Source organism: Streptomyces sp. RB17 (assembly GCF_009604455.1).
Classification (GTDB): domain Bacteria; phylum Actinomycetota; class Actinomycetes; order Streptomycetales; family Streptomycetaceae; genus Streptomyces.
This window is the reverse complement of record NZ_WEGL01000019.1, coordinates 35130-51595: the sequence shown is the minus strand read 5'-3', so window position 1 is coordinate 51595 and position 16466 is coordinate 35130. Positions and strand designations below refer to the sequence as shown.

At 68.7% G+C, this 16466-nt stretch carries 15 protein-coding genes and 1 pseudogene; 7 read left to right on the top strand and 9 right to left on the bottom strand.

The genetic code is table 11. The features are described from left to right. Positions 1-1756, bottom strand: a 1756-nt coding sequence (locus SRB17_RS42885; RefSeq protein ID WP_153547304.1) for a cytochrome P450, incomplete at its 3' end; no start/stop codon positions are given. Positions 1757-1997: 241 nt separating this feature from the next. On the opposite strand from SRB17_RS42885, the gene SRB17_RS42880 reads away from it, so the two are divergent. From SRB17_RS42880 to SRB17_RS42865, 4 genes are all read left to right on the top strand, one after another. Continuing rightward, entirely contained in the window at positions 1998-2630 is a 633-nt protein-coding gene (locus SRB17_RS42880) for a TetR/AcrR family transcriptional regulator (protein WP_323377540.1), read from the top strand. Between the two features lie 169 nt (positions 2631-2799). Then, entirely contained in the window at positions 2800-2955 is a 156-nt protein-coding gene (locus SRB17_RS42875; RefSeq protein ID WP_153547300.1) for a hypothetical protein, read from the top strand. 69 nt (positions 2956-3024) lie between these two features. Then, on the top strand, positions 3025-4533 hold the full coding sequence (locus SRB17_RS42870) for an MFS transporter (RefSeq protein WP_153547298.1): 1509 nt from the start codon (positions 3025-3027) through the stop codon (positions 4531-4533). A 123-nt stretch (positions 4534-4656) separates the two neighbouring features. Continuing rightward, positions 4657-5253: a TetR/AcrR family transcriptional regulator gene (locus SRB17_RS42865; protein ID WP_323377539.1), complete on the top strand. Its 597-nt coding sequence runs from the start codon at positions 4657-4659 to the stop codon at positions 5251-5253. Positions 5254-5612: 359 nt separating this feature from the next. Here the strand turns inward: SRB17_RS42865 and SRB17_RS42860 are convergent, their stop codons facing one another. The 5 genes from SRB17_RS42860 to SRB17_RS42840 form a co-directional block, all read right to left on the bottom strand. Then, positions 5613-6026, bottom strand: a complete 414-nt coding sequence (locus SRB17_RS42860; RefSeq protein ID WP_323377538.1) for an IclR family transcriptional regulator domain-containing protein — start codon at positions 6024-6026, stop codon at positions 5613-5615. Positions 6027-6516: 490 nt separating this feature from the next. Beyond that, positions 6517-6906: an SsgA family sporulation/cell division regulator gene (locus tag SRB17_RS42855; protein WP_323377537.1), complete on the bottom strand. Its 390-nt coding sequence runs from the start codon at positions 6904-6906 to the stop codon at positions 6517-6519. A 368-nt stretch (positions 6907-7274) separates the two neighbouring features. Then, positions 7275-7604 carry an NIPSNAP family protein gene (locus SRB17_RS42850; protein ID WP_194294337.1) on the bottom strand — a complete coding sequence of 110 codons (330 nt, stop codon included), beginning with the start codon at positions 7602-7604 and terminating at the stop codon, positions 7275-7277. 40 nt (positions 7605-7644) lie between these two features. Further along, entirely contained in the window at positions 7645-8067 is a 423-nt protein-coding gene (locus tag SRB17_RS42845; RefSeq protein WP_153547290.1) for an SsgA family sporulation/cell division regulator, read from the bottom strand. A gap of 217 nt (positions 8068-8284) precedes the next feature. Then, on the bottom strand, positions 8285-8698 hold the full coding sequence (locus SRB17_RS42840) for a hypothetical protein (protein WP_153547288.1): 414 nt from the start codon (positions 8696-8698) through the stop codon (positions 8285-8287). 754 nt (positions 8699-9452) lie between these two features. On the opposite strand from SRB17_RS42840, the gene SRB17_RS47210 reads away from it, so the two are divergent. Next, positions 9453-9803 carry a hypothetical protein gene (locus SRB17_RS47210; protein WP_228396637.1) on the top strand — a complete coding sequence of 117 codons (351 nt, stop codon included), beginning with the start codon at positions 9453-9455 and terminating at the stop codon, positions 9801-9803. A gap of 282 nt (positions 9804-10085) precedes the next feature. Here the strand turns inward: SRB17_RS47210 and SRB17_RS42830 are convergent, their stop codons facing one another. After that, positions 10086-10868, bottom strand: coding sequence for a class I SAM-dependent methyltransferase (locus SRB17_RS42830; RefSeq protein ID WP_153547286.1), 783 nt, complete (start codon positions 10866-10868; stop codon positions 10086-10088). 43 nt (positions 10869-10911) lie between these two features. Next, positions 10912-11184 (bottom strand): annotated as a pseudogene (locus SRB17_RS47205) (IS630 family transposase); the annotation flags it as partial. Positions 11185-11390: 206 nt separating this feature from the next. Between SRB17_RS47205 and SRB17_RS42825 the strand changes: the two are divergent. Then, a complete protein-coding gene (locus SRB17_RS42825) occupies positions 11391-12098 on the top strand; it encodes a hypothetical protein (RefSeq protein ID WP_228396636.1) in 708 nt (235 codons plus the stop codon). A 224-nt stretch (positions 12099-12322) separates the two neighbouring features. Here SRB17_RS42825 and SRB17_RS42820 read toward each other — a convergent pair whose 3' ends face one another. Next, a complete protein-coding gene (locus tag SRB17_RS42820) occupies positions 12323-12664 on the bottom strand; it encodes a hypothetical protein (protein ID WP_153547284.1) in 342 nt (113 codons plus the stop codon). A 127-nt stretch (positions 12665-12791) separates the two neighbouring features. On the opposite strand from SRB17_RS42820, the gene SRB17_RS42815 reads away from it, so the two are divergent. Next, the gene (locus tag SRB17_RS42815) at positions 12792-16193 is read left to right on the top strand and encodes an AfsR/SARP family transcriptional regulator (RefSeq protein ID WP_228396635.1); all 3402 of its coding nucleotides are present in this window, start codon (positions 12792-12794) and stop codon (positions 16191-16193) included. The last annotated feature ends 273 nt before the right edge of the window (positions 16194-16466 follow it).

The following is a 16466-nucleotide window of genomic DNA, read 5'->3' as shown; positions in this document are numbered from 1 at the left end:
CCCACTGGGTGTTGCCGGCGCCCAGCAGCGCGTACCGCACATTCGACAGCGAGCCCTCGGGCAGCCCGGCGGCGAGCAGGTCGTCGAAGCGCTGGGCGTTGTCGGGAGCCTTGCCGTTGTAGCTGGCGGCCACGACGGCGAGCAGGCCCTCGGAGGGCAGGTTGTCACCCAGCTCGTCCAGGCTCACCAGCGTGGTGCCGAAGCCGGAACGCTCGCCGCGGTCGGCGATGGTGCGGGCCAGGTCCTCGCACGAACCCAGGCTGGAGCCGTAGGCGACGGTCAGGTTCACACCGACACCGCTGACCGCTGCCTGCGCCTGTGTGTCGCCGGTCTGCAGGTCCGCGGCGCCGAAAACGGTCCGCTCGTGCTCCTGACGGCGACGGACGATGAGCTCGAAGTTGCCGGGCTTGCGCGTCAACGCCTCCCGCACGTCCATCTTGTAGTCGCTGGTGTCCGAGAGCTTGAACTTCTGCAGCACCAGCGCCAGGGCCAGGCGGGCCTCGGTCAGCGCGAACTGCCGGCCGATGCAGGCACGCACACCGTTGCCGAACGGCTTGTAGGCGTGCGGGTGCTGCTGGGCCCGGTTCTCCGGCAGCCACCGGTCGATGTCGAACTCATCGGGACGGTCCCACGCCTTGGGGTGGGTGTGCAGGGGACCCTCGAGGATGTTGACCCGCGTGCCCTTCTTGAGAAGGTAGCGGCCACCGATGACGGTGTCCTCCAGCGGGGCCTTGCCGAACGCCGGAATCGGAGCCCACAGGCGCAGGGTCTCGTCCAGGATCCGCGGGATGACGTCCAGCTGCATGATCGTGTCGTAGTCCGGGACGGTGTCGCCGGGCATCAAGCGGTCCACCTCTGCATACGCCTGGGCCAGGACGTGCGGGTTGCGCATCAGCGAGTACGTGGCGAACGACAGCAGACCACTGGTGGTCTCGTGACCGGCGATCAGGAACGTCAGCACCTGGTCGCGGACGTTGTCGTCGGCCAGCAGCTTGCCGGTCTCCGGGTCGGTGGCCTGAAGCATCAGACCCAACAGGTCCTCCTCACCGGTGCCCTTCCCCTCGCGGCGCTCCTTGATCACGCTCTCGACCAGGTCCTGCATCAGCCGGATGTTGTCGCGGTACTTCCGGTCGTCCGTCTTGCGCAGCTTGGTCATCATCGGCAGCTCCTGCGAGCGCCGCAGCGACTCGATCAGCGCCTCCAGCAGAGCGTTGAGGAAGGGGTGCAGCTCCTCCTTGTCGAAGGACTTGAACCGGTAGCCGAACCCCGACAGGGCGATGGTGTCCAGCGTCAGGCGGGTGTAGTCGTCGGTGATGTTGACCGACTGACCCTCCCGGCCCTCCCACTTGCCCGCCAGGTTCTGGGCGATCTCCAGCATCTGCCCGAAGTACGCCTTCATGGCCCGCTGGCTGAACGCCGGCAGTAGGACACGGTGTGCCATGCCCCATTCCTCTTCGTACTGGTGGGCCGTGAACAGGCCCGCCCCCGCGAAATCCCGGACGTGGTGCAGCGGCGTCTTGTCGATCTGCTTGAAGAACCGGGTCTCGTCGCAGACCTCGGCCACCAGGTCCGGGTCGTAGACGAAGACCTGCTCGATGCCGGCGATGTCCATGCCGTAGATGCCCTCGGGGAACTGCTTGGACAGCTCACCGAAGTACTCCACCGGATTGGTGTCGGGGATCTGCGGCGTGTTGCCGAGGAGGGGGATCCCGCGCGGGGACCGGATGGGGCGAAGGTCGTTCGCGTGCGTGGTCATGGCTTGCTCCTTTGTGTGGAGAAGAGGGGGAAGGGCAAGGGCGCCGGTCGATGCCGCGCTGCACGACAGAACCATACGTCGTATGGAATTGAAACCATACACGGTACGGAAAGCGGAGCGCAACCCCGAGCGACCAGGTGACCGCTGTGAGGAGGCTCATTTCCATACGCCGTACGGAACTGATATCGTACGTGGTATGGAAAAAGCGAGGCGTCCCCCGCGGGGCACAAGGAAGAGAGACGTGCCTCTGACCGAGGCCGGGATCTATGCCGCAGCCCTGCGGCTCATCGACGAGGACGGGGCCGAGGCGCTCACCATGCGCAAACTCGCCACCGTGCTCGATGCGAACCCGATGTCGCTGTACCACCACGTGCCGAACAAGGAAGCCGTGCTGCGCGGCGTGACGAGAATGGTCGGCGCGCAGTTCCGCACCGTGACGCTGGAGGAAGCCCCCTGGCAGGAGCGCATCCGTCTGCTCGCCACGGATTTCCGGACGCTGGCACACCGTCACCCGAGGCTGTTGGCCTACTCGTTCAGCCACCAGCCGGACTTCATCCAGCCCGACGACCCGTTCTGGACTGCGCTTACCGCGATCGTGGCGGCTGCCGGGGTGCCGCACTCAGAGGTCTCGGAGATCGCCGCGCTGATCGTCGCCGTCGTCATCGGTGTGCTCACCGCCGAACTCAACGGCTCGCTCCACCAGTGGTCGAACCTCAAACCCCCCGGCCCTGACGCCGACGAAAACGGGGCCGGGGATGCAGACCCTGAAGGCCCTGACCAGGACCACATGTTCCGCCTCGTGCTGGACACACTGATCACGGGCCTGGAAAGCCGGCTCACCGGCGATCGTGACGGCCGGGACGCCAGCCTTTGAGTCAATCCTCCTGAGGCGCTGAGCCCCAGAAACTGGCCCCTGAGCCGCCCCACAGTCGGGCGATATCAGCGCCATGTGCGAGCCACCCCCGTCACATCGGGGAACACCGCCCGGCGGGGTGGTTCCACAGCCTCTGCACGGCAGCCGTATGCCGACGCTGAACCGTGAAATGACCACGGTCGTTGGCTTCTTCCTGGTCTCCCTCCTGAAGTGGGAGACCGTCGGCCTCGTCGAGCTGAATCAACCGCGCCATCCGTTCACCGAGGCGGCCATGCCGCCGAGTGCTCCCGCCCCTGAGCGCGAAGGGGCGCCCCGTACCGGATGAGCAGCACCTGATCTCTCTTACGTTCTTGTCTCTCGCCATCCCCCATCCGCTGTCCGGAGGGCTTCCCCCATGTACCAGAACGCCACCGCCGCTGCTCGCGGCGCCGAGACCGCACCTGAGAATGTGCCCGCCCTGTCGCACCAGCGCCGCTGGTGGATCCTGCTGGTCATTTCCCTGTCGATGCTGATGGGCGTCCTCGACGGCACCATCGTGAACATCGCCCTGCCGTCCGCCCAGCACGACCTGGGCTTCTCGGACGCCGACCGGCAGTGGGTGGTCACCGCCTACGCACTGGCCTTCGGCAGCCTGCTGCTGCTCGGCGGCCGGGTCGCGGACCTGGTCGGTCAGAAGGTGACCTTCCTGGTGGGGCTGGCCGGCTTCGCGGCCGCCTCCATGGTGGGAGGCGTGGCGAACGGTTTCGCCATGCTCGTCATCGCGCGGGCCGTCCAGGGATTGTTCGCCGCCCTGCTGGCCCCGTCCGCCCTGTCGGTCCTGATGACCACCTTCACCGATCCGCGCGAACGAGCGAAAGCTTTCACCGTCGCAGGGTCGGTCGCCGGTGCCGGCGGAGCCATCGGCCTGATCCTCGGCGGCGTGCTGACCCAGTACCTGGACTGGCGCTGGACCATGTACGTCAACGTGGTCTTCGCGGGGGTGGCGTTCGTCGGTGGGGCAGCCCTGCTGCACCGCACCCCGCGTGACACGACCTCCAAGCTCGACGTCCCCGGCACCCTGCTGGCCTCCATCGGACTGTTCTGCCTGGTCTACGGGTTCTCGAACGCCGAGACGCATGGCTGGGGTTCGCCCGCGACTTGGGGCATGCTGGCGGCCGGCGCCGTGCTGGTGACCCTTTTCGCCTGGTGGCAGGGCAGGGCGGCGTATCCGTTGCTGCCCCTGCGGGTCCTGCTGGACCGTAACCGCGGCGCCTCCTTCGCCGCCCTCTTCGTCACCGGCGCGGGCATGTTCGGCGTGTTCCTGTTCCTGACCTACTACCTGCAGCAGAGCCTCGGCTACAGCGCTCTGAACACCGGCTTCGCCTTCCTGCCCCTGATCGTGGCCTCGTCGTCCGCCTCCGCGGTGGCGAACAACGTCCTGGTGGCGCGCATAGGGCCGAAGCCGGTGGTCCCGCTGGGCATGGCCATTGCGGCCGCCGGGCTGATCTGGATGACCACGCTGGACCTGAACAGCGGATACGTGACGCAGGTACTGCCCCAGCTGATACTCGTCGGCATCGGGCTGGGCACGGTCATCGCACCCGCCATGAGCTTGGCGACCTCCGGAGTGGAGGCCACCGATGCCGGCGTCGCGGCGGCCGCTGTCAACACGCTTCAGCAGGTGGGCGGCTCCATTGGCATCGCCTTGCTCAGCACGATGGCCTCCGACGCCGCCACCGGCTACCTCTCCGGCCGCGATCCCAAGGACCCTGGCGTCCTGGCCCAGGCCGGCCTCGAAGGCTACTCCACGGCCTACTGGTGGTCGGCGGCCGTCTTCGTCACCGGCCTGGTCATCACCGCCCTGCTCTACCGCCGGGGTGTGCCCCAGCAGGATGAGAACGCTGCACCTGTCGTGCACATGTAGCGGGACAGGCAGTGCCCCTGAGGACCCACCTTCGAGGGGCGTCGTACGGGCTCTTTGCGGCTCCCCTCTCCTGCTCATGGATGTCCCAATAGTGGGCTGCGGCTCGGGTTTTATCAACGGAAGGTGTACCAGGTGGAGGATCGAACAGATCCGCGTCTCTTGCGCAGTCGTGAGGCCATGGTCGCGGCGGCCACCGCGTTGCTCACGGAAGGTGGGCTGGAGGCCGTGACACATCAAACGGTTGCGACTCGTGCCGGCGTCGGCAGGGCAACCGTCTACCGGCACTGGCCGAGCCTTCTCGACCTCCGCCTGGCCGCCCTGGAGGCCGGCATGCCTCCTCTCCCTCCGGTACCCGAGGAGCTTCGGGCCGCTTCCGGCAACGATCCGCGAGCGGAGCTCATTTACCGTCTGAACGTGCTCGCCGAGCGTTGGGACGACGAGTCATCGGGGGCCGTCCTTGCCGCGGTCCTCGGGGGCTCACGGCACGACGAAGGTATGCGCCGCCTCCGGGAGTCACTGCTGAACCGGATCGCCGACGCCCTGCGCCCTGCGGTTACCACAGCCGTCGAGCGCGGCCAGCTCCGGCCCGACGTCACCCCCGAGACATTCGCCATGGCCACCGCTGGGCCGCTGTTCTTCGAGCGCTTCTTCGTCGGGAACCACCTGGGGCGCGACACCGTGAACGCCGTCGTGGACGCCGCTTTGCGAGGTTGGTCCTAGGTGTATCGGCTTGCGGCCACGAAGCAAGCCGGGCCATCCGTCCGACAGGGTCTCCGCCCCGCAGGTGCGGGCTGCCGTCAGGCTCCCAAAGCCGTGGTGCTGGGGACCACCAAGTACATCGACGCAGCCGTCGGCCGGTACACGCCGAAGGTCAGGAGATCCGCGACGAGGACGTTGCGCGGCTGTTCCCGCTCATCACTGCAACCTCGACGTGCTGTCCGCGCCGACGCCCCCCTGCGGCCGCTGCGCGATCCCAACGCCGCCGGTGGCTCGACACCTGCAGCAACTGACTTTCCCCAGGGGAGATGTGGCGGAGAGGACTCGGCACAACGACAGCCGGCGCGGCCGGGGTCGGCACGCTACCGGTGCCCGTCCTCGGTTTCCACGGACACGGTCCGACCACTGTCCTCGATGAGACAGCGGGAAATCGCACGGGCCGTCGCGCGCACGGCCGGGCCGTACCCCGGGTTCGGCGAACCGGTGCCGGACGCCACGACCGACAACGCCGCGACCACCTCGCCGCCGTCACGCACCGGCGCGGCCACGGTGCTCACCTGCCAAGGACGGCTCTGGTGGCCGACAGCGTGATCGCCGCGCCGTACCTCCGCCAGCACACGGCGCAGGTCGGCGGGGGTGCGGATGTCGTCGTCGCCGTGCTCCGGCGCGTAGGCGGCGATGGCCTGCTCCTGGACGGCCGGCGGCGCGAAGGCGAGAAGCACCAGCCCTACGCCGGTGGACGGCAGAGGAAGACGGCCCCCCACGCGGTAGCGCACGGGACTCGCATCACGCGCTGACAGCCGCTCGACCAGCAGCGCCTCCCCCCCGTGTACAGCCCGTCAGGGTTCGGGGAGCGGGGCCCAACGAGCGCACGGTCGGCGTTGATGCCGCTCACCCAAGCGAGAACTGTTCATCGGGCGGCCGCCCGTCCCAGTAGGAGTCCAGGAGTCGAGCAGTCCAGCAGGCTCGGCCAGCACTCCGGCTGACCGCAACTCGGCCGTCGTCCACCAGCGGGCTTGCGGGGCGTGCCGATGAGCGGCGAGCTACGGAGCGCGGGAAGGTGGGCGATGCGACGCAGGTAGCGGGTTGCCGCGTGGCGGCTGGTCTCGGGGCGGGTCGGCCGCGGAGTCGCGGCGAACATCCTGACCGAGGCTGGCTTCGGCCTGGCCGCCCTCGACGCCACGACTGCAGACAATCACTCACCATGGCGGTGAACACTGAGGCGCAGACATCCGTGTGCCTGCCTCAGTCGCACCCTGCCAGGACTCACCCTTCGGCGAGGAAGTGCGCCAGCAAGCGGTCGAAGTCGCTGTGGCCGAGCTCGGCCCCTCGAGGCACCACTGCCTCCGTTTCCTGCAGGAACGCCTTGAATTCCTGCGCTGGGGCCTTGAGCAGGGCCGTACCGGACGGCGGGTTGAGAAGGATGTACAAGTCGCGGCAGCCCTCCTCGCCGGCGGGCCATATGCGAACGTCTCCCTCGCCGGCGGGGCCCTCCAGGCCGTCGATCAGCAAATCGCGCCCGATGATCCATTCCACCGGCTCGTCGCTGTCGACATCGGTGGTGAATGCGGCATGGACCACATAGGGATCACTCGGCGCATACCGCAGATTCATGATCACGGGCAAGGACGTCGCATGCACGCCGACAAGCTTCACAGGTAGCCCCTGGATCAAAGTTCTCAATGACTTCATTGGTCTTACTCCTGGTGCTTCGAGTCATCCGGGGAGGGCCATCGGAAGAGCTGTCGTCGGATTCAAGAGGCTGCACAGACGGAGACGTGACCAACGGTGGCTGCCGGACAAAGGGCGCCCCTGGTCTCAGCGATCGACGCCGTACCGGTCGTGGTTGTAGTGAACCGACTCGTCACGGTCCCCACCTCGACGCCGGCCGCGGTTGCCGGGGCCCGGTCACGCAGGGCAGAGCCGTCCTTGGACCGGAACGGCACGCTGTCCGAGTCCGAGGAGAATCGCAGGGCCGTCGGATACCGGCCCTTCTGGCCGCGTCACTCGTCGCAGGCCGACCGTCAGCGCAAGGGAGAGTCCACGGTGGGCGTCAGGAGGGTCTCGTCGAGGCCGACGATCTGGCTGATGTCGAAGCCTTCCATGTCCGCGCGGAACTCAGGACTCGACAGGTATGCCTCCAGTCGTTCCCGCACGTCGTCGGTGTCCCTGTAGGAAACGAGGGCGTAGAGCTGGGGGGTTTCGTTTCCGGGCGCTGCGGGCACCGTCCAGACGCCGTGGGTGGTGATCCGGTGCTTGGCCATACCGGGAATGTGCTGGGCCCAGATTTTCTCGTAGGTGGAGAGCGCGTCGGAGCTGCGCAGGGTGTAGACGCGAAGCTGGTACTGGGACATGCCAGTGGTTCCTTTACTTCTGAGCATGGATGGTCGGCGGTCAGTCTCGGGGGAGGAGGTGTGCCAGTTCGGCATCCCAGTCGATGAGTCCGGACTCGGTACCCCGTGGCACCAGAGCCTGGGTGTCCTGAAGGAAGGACGAGATGTCCTGCACGGGGACCTCGAGCAAGGCGGTGCCTCCGGAAGAACCGAGGGCGATGTAGATCGACTCGTCACCCCGCCCCGCGGCCGGCCAGATCCGGACGTCCGCGTAACCTGCGGAACCGTCCAGACCGTCAGCCAGAAGATCCCGCCCCAGGACCCATTCGACCGGCTCGTCGCAGTCGACGAAGAAGGCGGCACGGACGACATAAGGATCAGCGGGCTCGTAGCGCAGACGTACGCAGAGGGGCAACGAGGAGACGTGCGAGACGACCAGCTGCACGGCAACCCGCCGTTCTACGCCCTTCAAGGACTTCTTCATCGGCTTCCGCTCCTGGGTAGGGCTCGGCGGTGCCTCACACCGACCTGTGGCGAAGAGGCAGCGCGGGCGGAGGCGGTACAACAGGGCGCGGGCGCCGGACGGCACGGGCGCACCGCTTGAGGAGTGACGCTGCACTCACCCGGCCGGCAGACGGATCCCCGCCGCCGGCAAGGACGGGGCCGAGGGGAACCGCTTGCGCACATGGCCGATACCCGTCTCACCGGTCGTCGCGGCTCAGGTCATGGTGGTGCCTGCCCCCGCCGTCGTGCTCGCAGCGGTTCCCGTCGTGGCGGTAGGACCTGTCGGACGCCCAGCCGTGTCCCTCGCCCTCCCAGCGGTAGAAGTGACCACCGCGGTAGTACAGCCCGTCGCAGTCGTGCCGGGTCGAATCGCTGCCGTGGCGGTCCTGGTGCCAGCCGCGGGTCTCGTCGCAGGAGTAGCCCCGCTCGAGCAGGTAGCCGACACCGTGGTCCCAGCTGTAGTCAGCGGCCACGGCCCCGTCGGTGGGGTGCTGGGCGTGCGCGGACGCAAGGGGCGCAGCCGAAGCGGTGCTACCGGCACCGAGGACCGCGGCACCGGCGACCGCGACGGAGGAGGCAGTGAGGGCGATGCGCTTCGCGAGCTTGTTCATGATCTTTCCTTCCCGAGGGGGTGATCTGTGCCAACGGCGGTTCTGCCAGGCGATGTAAGACGCCCGGTGTGGTCCGAGCGAGCAGTTCCATACGTCGTATGGAAGCGCGCTTTCATTGTTACCATACGTCGTATGGAAATGTCGAAGTGACGAAGGTAACCGTTGACCGGCTGGCACAAGCGCCAACAGATGTCGCTCCTCAGGGCGAGCTGCCCGCCGCCGGCTCCCTCTGCACGCCGGCCGGAGCGGGACCTGGTGATCGGTGGCTTCACCGGCCCGGAGATCGCCCCAGCCTCGGGAGTGAGGGCTCGAAGCCACGGATGCATCCAGTTCGCCGCAGAGGCGGGTTTGCGATCGCCGGAAGGCGGGACGAGTATTTTTTGAGGCGTGACGACCAGGGCACACCCTGATGCCGACACCGTCGATGCAGCACCCCCTTCTGGTTACGCCCACGCTCACAGCTGACAAGCGTCACCGTGAAGGAAGCGGCGCAGCGAACAGGATCGAACCTGCTCATTCGATGGCCTGGCCGGGGCGAGGGGAGGGGCATCCGGCCCCGTCGCCTGACGGGAGGCTTGAGAAACCGGCCCAGGGCTTCATGATCGAGGCTGCATGACCGGGTCGCCGTGGGGCGGAGGCAGAGCGGAAGGAGTCTGCCCATGCGGATCAATGTGCGGCGGGCGCACCTGTCCGACGGAACCACTGTCGACGCCGATGTGGTGGTGGCCTTGCTGGGGTCGATCCGGAACGTGGAGTGGCTGGGGGGCTCGGGGCTGGCGCCGGTTTCTGGGGTGTCGGGTGCGATGCCGGTGGCCGCGCCTTCGACATCAACGGTGTGGTCACCGACAGCATCTACGTGGCAGGGGACGTGGCGCGTGCGCCGCATGTGCTCTACGAGTACCAGTTCCTGGCGATGGAGCACTGGGGCAACGCTGTTTTCGGTGCGGAGGCAGCGGCGCACAACATGGTGAACCTGCAGCCCCACTATCGATCGGTCGAGGAGCGCCGTTTCGCTGCGGCCTACGGTCACCGGGGCCGCATCGCCGCCTCCGTCACCTTCGATCACGGCAAATGGCTGGAGTACTACGGGAAGCTGATCGAGTAATCAGGGCCATTCTCGCCTCCACCGGCGGGCCTGGACCAGCCCGCCGACACGAAACCGATGCCGGGCGAGTTCCCGGACCCAAGGGTCCCGCCGGCGATCCCCGACGTCGTCCTGACCGGACACGCCTCGCGCGAGCGGACGGTCGAGTTCCGGCCGCGCCGCCACTGACGCGCCCGTCGGGGCAAGGCGGACGGCATCGACTGGCTAGTGCTGTGACCGGCAACCTCCACCGGTTTGCCATGGATGAACGGAAAGTTGGGCAGGGCGGAACCGATGTCTGGGCTACTGCGCTGAGAGAGCGGGCTGTGCGGTGAGCACGGGCTGGTAGTACCCGCTGGAGGCCGGACTGTGCCAGGCGATGTTGGTGAAGCCGGCTTCAGTCACGAACTCTGTCAGCTGCGAGGGCGTCAGCGCCCAGTAGGTGCTCCGGCGCACTCGGACCTGCCAGGTGTTCTCCGCGGGGATGAGCTGGAAGTGCTCCAGGTCGTAGCGCTCGCCGTCTTCATGCCAGTGCCACAGCTGGAAGGTGATCACTTGGCCGTCGCGTGTTTCCGAGACCTGGGGAGGTGTCGCCGTGGGTCTGGTCTGACGCGTCTCGGCATAGGCCCGGACAGTGATCATCAACAGTCCGTCGTCTCGGAGCACCCGTCTCATGCCGAGGAGTGCCGCCTGGAGATCTCGCCCGGAGAGTAGGTGCGGGAGCGAATTGTCCGCGCAGAGGACGACGTCGAATGACGCCTCTTTGAACGGCAGTTGGCGCATGTCAGCCGCAGCGGCCGGAAGCCGGCTGCCCCGGGCCGCCGCCTCGGCGGCGGCGCGCGCGGCGGCGACCGGGCTCAGGTCGCTGCCGACGACCTGGTGCCCGGCCAGGGCCAGCCCGATGGCCTGGGTGCCGATCCCGCACGAGCAGTCCAGGACGGTGTGCGGTCCCGCGCCGAGAGATTGGCGGACGAGCCCGCCCAATACCTCGGCCTGGTAGGCCATGCTCGCGTCCCAGTCCCGGAACATCAGGTGGTAGTCGTGGGCCAACTCGTCGTAGAAATCCCGCACGGAGGGCTCGGACATGTATCCCACCGTAGTGCGTGGCCGCCGGGGAGTGCGGGCAGTTTCAGGCAGCGGCTGCCTGACTTCGGCCGCCCCAGCGAATGCCCTTCTCCCTGCGGATACGGGCGCGTTCGCGACGTTGGGCGGCCGGCACGTCGGGGTGGCGGGTGTTCGCGTTGCGCCAGCGGAGGCAGGCGTGGAGGGCTCGGGTCTGCGCGGTGTGGTTGCGGTGGTTGGAGTTGGCGATGGTGAACTGCCGCAGTGGTCCGAAGTGGGCCTCGATCGGGTTGGCTCAGGACGCGTAGGTCGGGGTGAAGCACAGCTCGACCCGGTTCTTCTCTCGACCGCCCCCGACGATGCGGCCGGCGGAGACACCCTGGGCATCGCCCCGCGGGAGTCCGCCCGCCGCCGACGCCACCACTGGTGGCGGTAGTGGCCCACGAGTTCGGGCCGCTGACGCCCGGCGACCCGGCCGTTGTGGCGGCCAGGGTCGCCGCGGTGCTGGAGGACGCGTGGCAGCGCCTCGCCGACCAGTAGGCGGCCGTGATCGCCGCGATCGGCGACAACGGGCGCTCCCGGAAGGTCGCCGACCGTCTCGCCCAGTTCCAGGCCGCCATCGTCGACTTCCGGCAGCGCGTCGACACCGAGGCGCGGGCGTTCGTGGCCCGGCAGCTGCCCCACCTGTACGAGGAGGGCGCCAGGGCGGCGGCCGAGGCGCTGGGCGGGCACTTCTCGTGGACGCTGATCCACCGCGAGGCCCTGCAGGCGTTGGCCTCCGACTCCTACGCCGACTTCCTGCGCCGCTCCGAGGAGGAGCAGCGCATGGCCGCCGCGTTCGGCCGCGCCGTGCGGGAGGCCGCACGCCGTGCGGTGCCGTTGCTGGCCGCCGACCACACCACCGCCCTGCAGGTGGCGAAGGCCCTCGCTGACCGGCTGGCCGCCGAACACCAGCTCACGTACGTCATCTACCGCAACGGGGCGCGGATGCCGGTGCAGGCGTGGGCGGAGTCGGCAACCCTCGCCAAAAGCGCGGTCGCCTGCAACGCGGGCACCCTCAACCGGGCTCGCGAGGCGGGTGTGCAGTGGATGGAGGTGTGCGATGGCGCCGACTGTGGCTGGGCGAGTCACCAGGACACCGACAAGCCGAATGGCACGTTGCGCAGTGTGGAGGACGCCGCAGCGTGGCCGATCTCCCACCCGCGCTGCAGGCGGGCGTTCGGGGCGCGGCCGGACGTCACTGTAGGCAGCTGAGGCGGCGGTTGCAGTGCGCTCACCCTCGCCCAGGCGTATGCGGCGCACCCCGAACGCTTCGGCCGCCGACCTCAGCCCCGACCGTTCGGTCGGCGGGCACGCCGGTCGCGGACGCACCCGACGTCCCCGCCGGTCGGAACTGCATGTCCGGATCGACGCACGTCCAGTGGTACCGAGCGTGGTCAGGGCGGCGTGGGCGCACCAAGGGATCACCACCGCCGTGATCAGGACATCGGCCCCTGGCAGGTGCTTTCCCTGACCAGGGCCCCTGGGGCGCCGGGAACGTCCACGGTGATGTGGCTCGTCCGGCGCTCCGCGCGCAGCACGGCGCGGGCCGCCGCAAGGATCTCCTCGTCCGTGTCCACCCCGGAGCCCGTCAGGACCTGCAGCAGCCGGGTCCACCACACGTCGGGGTCCGTCTCGTATGCGGCAAGTACCCGTACGCCGTAGTCGCCCTCCCTCCTGTTGCCACCGCCCTCGGCCAACCGTCGGCGGACCGACTCCTTGAGCACGGCGTGCAGATCGTGGACGGCTCCGCGCGCGAAGTCCGTGAGTCCGTCTGCCACCCCTATAGCCAACGCTGTGGCCACCGACTCCACTTCGGTCACTGGTTCCCCTTCAGTTGTGCGAGTTGTGCGATGTCGTGTCCGCCACCATGGCCTGGGGTGCTGCAATGCTGATGAAATTCCGGTGATGTACGGGAGCGGAGGCTTCGCGGTGAACGGGGGAACTCCTCATCTGCTTCGGATCGAGGTGCTCGGACGGTTGCGTGCCTGGCGGGGCGGAACGCTTCTGGATCTGGGGCCCGTAAAGCGACAGGCTGTTCTGGCCGCGTTGCTGCTCCGTCAGGGAGCTGTGGTGAGCCATGAGCAACTGCTCGATTCGGTGTGGGCTTCGGAGCCACCTGCCTCCGGCCACAAGGTGCTGGCCAGTCACGTCAACCCGCTGCGCAGGGCACTGGATGCCGAAGGCACCCGCCACACGGAGTCGGTGATCCGCAGCGGCAAGGGCTGGTACCGCTTCGTCGCTGACGACGCCCGGCTTGATGTGGCGGACCTGACCGAGCGGGGCGATGAGGCACTTCGCACCAAAGCGTCCGGCGACCTGGCCACCGCAACGGACCAGTTGTCCGCGGCACTCCTGCTGTTCCAGGGCGAGCCCTTGGCCAACCTGCCGGGGCCGTTTGCACAGGCCGAGCGGGAGCGGCTGCGGGAACGCCGGCGGACGCTCCGGCTGGCCCGGCTCGAATGCCTTGTTCTGCTCGGCCGGTTCGGCGATGCCATGGACGACCTCGCCGCACAGTCCGCGCCGGAGCGGTACGACGAGTCACTGGTGGCGTTGCGCATGCGGGCTCTGTACGGCTGCGAACGTCAGGCGGACGCGCTGAACGCCTACGAGGACATGCGCGTACGCCTCCGCGACGAGCTCGGCGTCGATCCCGGTGAGGAACTCCGCCGGGTACACGAGGCGGTGCTGCGCCAGGATGACGCAAGTCTCCTCGGCCGAACGGCCCCGCCCCGGCAGACACGCTCAGAACTCCTGCTCCGTGATGGTCCGGCAGCAGACGCGCCGGCGCCATCGGGGTCACCAGGTCGGAGCACTCACCCACCGCGCGACAACGCTCCGCTGGCGCCGGCCGAGTTGCCGCACGATGCGGCGGGATTCGCCGGCCGTACCGGCGAACTCGCCAGACTGCATGCGTTGCTTCCGACGGAGCAGGGTCAGGGGTCGGCGAACACGGTGGTCATCTCGGCCATCGGCGGCGCCGCCGGCATCGGCAAGACCGCGCTGGCGGTGCACTGGGCACATCAGGTGCGGAATCGTTTCCCGGACGGCCAGTTGTACGTCAACCTGCACGGGTTCGACCACGACCGGCCACCGCTCAAGGCCGGCGAAGCACTTGAGCTCTTGCTGCGGAGCCTGGGGCTGGCGGCGTCGGAGATCCCCGCAGACGAAGAAACGCAGGCACGCACGTACCGGACCCTGCTGGCCGGCCGACGCCTGCTGGTCCTGCTGGACAACGCGGCCTCGGCGGAGCAGGTCCGTCCACTGCTCCCCGGCACCCCGTCCTGCTGTGTCGTCGTCACCAGCCGCAACCGGCTCGGCGACCTCGTGGCCCGCGACGGAGCACACGCTCTGCCGCTGGACCTCCTCCAGCCGGCCGACGCCCGCGCGCTGCTCGGCGAGGCACTCGGCCCGGACCGCCTGTCCGCCGAACCCCACGCCGTCGACGAACTGATCCGACTGTGCGGCAGCCTTCCGCTGGCGCTGCGCGTGGCCGCGGCCCGGCTGGCGGGCGATCCCGGTCTACGGCTGGCCGATCTGGTGGGCGAGATGTCCGAGGGCGGTCGACTGGCGGCCCTGGTGCCGGACGGTGAGCCCAACTCTCCTTTGAAGACAGCTTTTTCGGCGTCGTACCGAGTGCTGGTTCCACCCGCGCGCCGGCTGTTCTGCCTACTCGGTCTGTTCCCCGGACCGGAGTTCACCGCCGAAATCGCCGCCGCCCTCCTGGACGCACCGCTGCCACAGGCGCGCCGTCTGCTCAGCGCCTTGGCCGCCGCGCACCTGATCGAGCCCGTGGCGGTGGGCCGTTACCGCTTCCATGATCTCCTTCATGAGTACGCGCGGGAGCGGGTGCAGGTGGAAGAGGCGGCCGCGGATCGTGACGCCGCGCTGAAACGGATCCTGATCTGGTACGTCAACGCCGCCCGTGCCGCCGCGGGAACCTGGATCTTCCCGGACCTGCCCGCCGCCCTCGCCGCCTACGACCTTCCGAAGCTTCCGTCCGACGGCGCCGAGTGGCTGGAGGCCGAGCGGACGAACCTTCTCGCCGTCATCACCTACGCCGGCCAGCACGGCCCGCGCCCCGTCGCCTGGCACCTCGCCAACTCTCTGTTCGGCCACTTCTGGCTCTATCTGCCCCGGGCAACCTGGCAGTCCACCACGCAGACGGCACTGGAAGCGGCCACGGCCGAGGGCGACCGGTACGGTCAGGCCGCCATGCATTTCGTCCTCGGCATCATCCTGTGGGAACGAGCGGATGCCAGGCAGGCGATGGATCACCACGTGCGCGTGCTGGACATCAGCCGGAAACTCGGCTGGGCGACCGGCGAGGCGGCGGCATACGGGGTCCGGGCTTTCGTGGACTGGAGCATGGCGCGCCTCGACAGCGCGTACGAGCATTTCACCGCCGGCCTGCGCCGCTTCCGCGAGACCGGGAACCGTTACTTCGTAGGGTATGGGGCGATCGGTCTCGGTATGGCCTGCCGGGATCTGGGCCGACTGCACGAAGCCGCCGGTCATATCGAGGGGACCCTCGGCCGCGTAGAGGGGAGCAGCGGGTGGGACGACGGCCTGGCGCTGCAGATTCTGGGCTGGGTGTACTGGGAACTCGGCCGCTTCACCGACGCGCGTGACCTCCTCGGTCCCGAGCTGGCCGATGAGAAGAGGGCCGGTTACCGCGACGGCCACGCGATGATGCTCGACGCCCTCGCGAAGATCGACATCGAGTGCGGCCACCCGGACGAGGCCCTGAAACGGGCCGAGCGCGCCCTGGCCATGGTTCAGGCCCCGGGACGGCGCTGGATCCAGGCGGCCATCCTCAACACGATCGCCGCCGCCCACCGCCAACTGGCCCACGAAGACCAGGCACTTCAGACCGACCGCCAGGCTCTCGCCCTGGCCCACGAGGCACGCTTCCGGCGCGCCGCGGCGGACAGTCTCCTGGGGCTCGCCCTCACTCACCAGCACTTCGGCCGCCACAAAGACGCCCGCCGCCGAGCCGAGGAGGCGTTGCGCCTGGCCCGTGAGTACGGCTTCCGGGTGGTGGAGGGTCAAGCGCTCACGGCGCTGTGCCGGGCCACGGCGTCCGAGGCTGCGCACTCCACAGCCGTCGCCCTCGGCCACGATGCCCTGTCCATCCACCGCGAGACCGGCCACCGACTGGGGGAGGCCCGCGCCCTCCTTGCACTCGCCCACGCACTGCACAAGACCGACAGCGCTGCCGCAGAACTCATGAGGCAGCAGGCGTCGGACATCTTCTCGAACGTGGGCGTGCCGGCGGAGGGGCACACGGAGCACACTCAATCGCATTAATGCGCACGAGGCCGTTGTCGTGGACCATGGCCCAACAGAGGCCGAGCCCAAAGGGGCAAGCATCTACCCAGGCCGAATGCGCTGTGCCGTGGTTGCAGTTCTGGTTGCATTCACCGCCGGACAGCATCGGCGGACCACGCGGGTCGTGGCGTCGCGGCAGTTGGGCGACGCGCGCCTGAGGCACGAGGTGGTGCCGCAGGCAGATTCAGAGGGGGAGCAGGCCCTCGCTCGACAGCCCGCCCGGGCGGCGGTCAGGGGACCGCTGATCCGTGA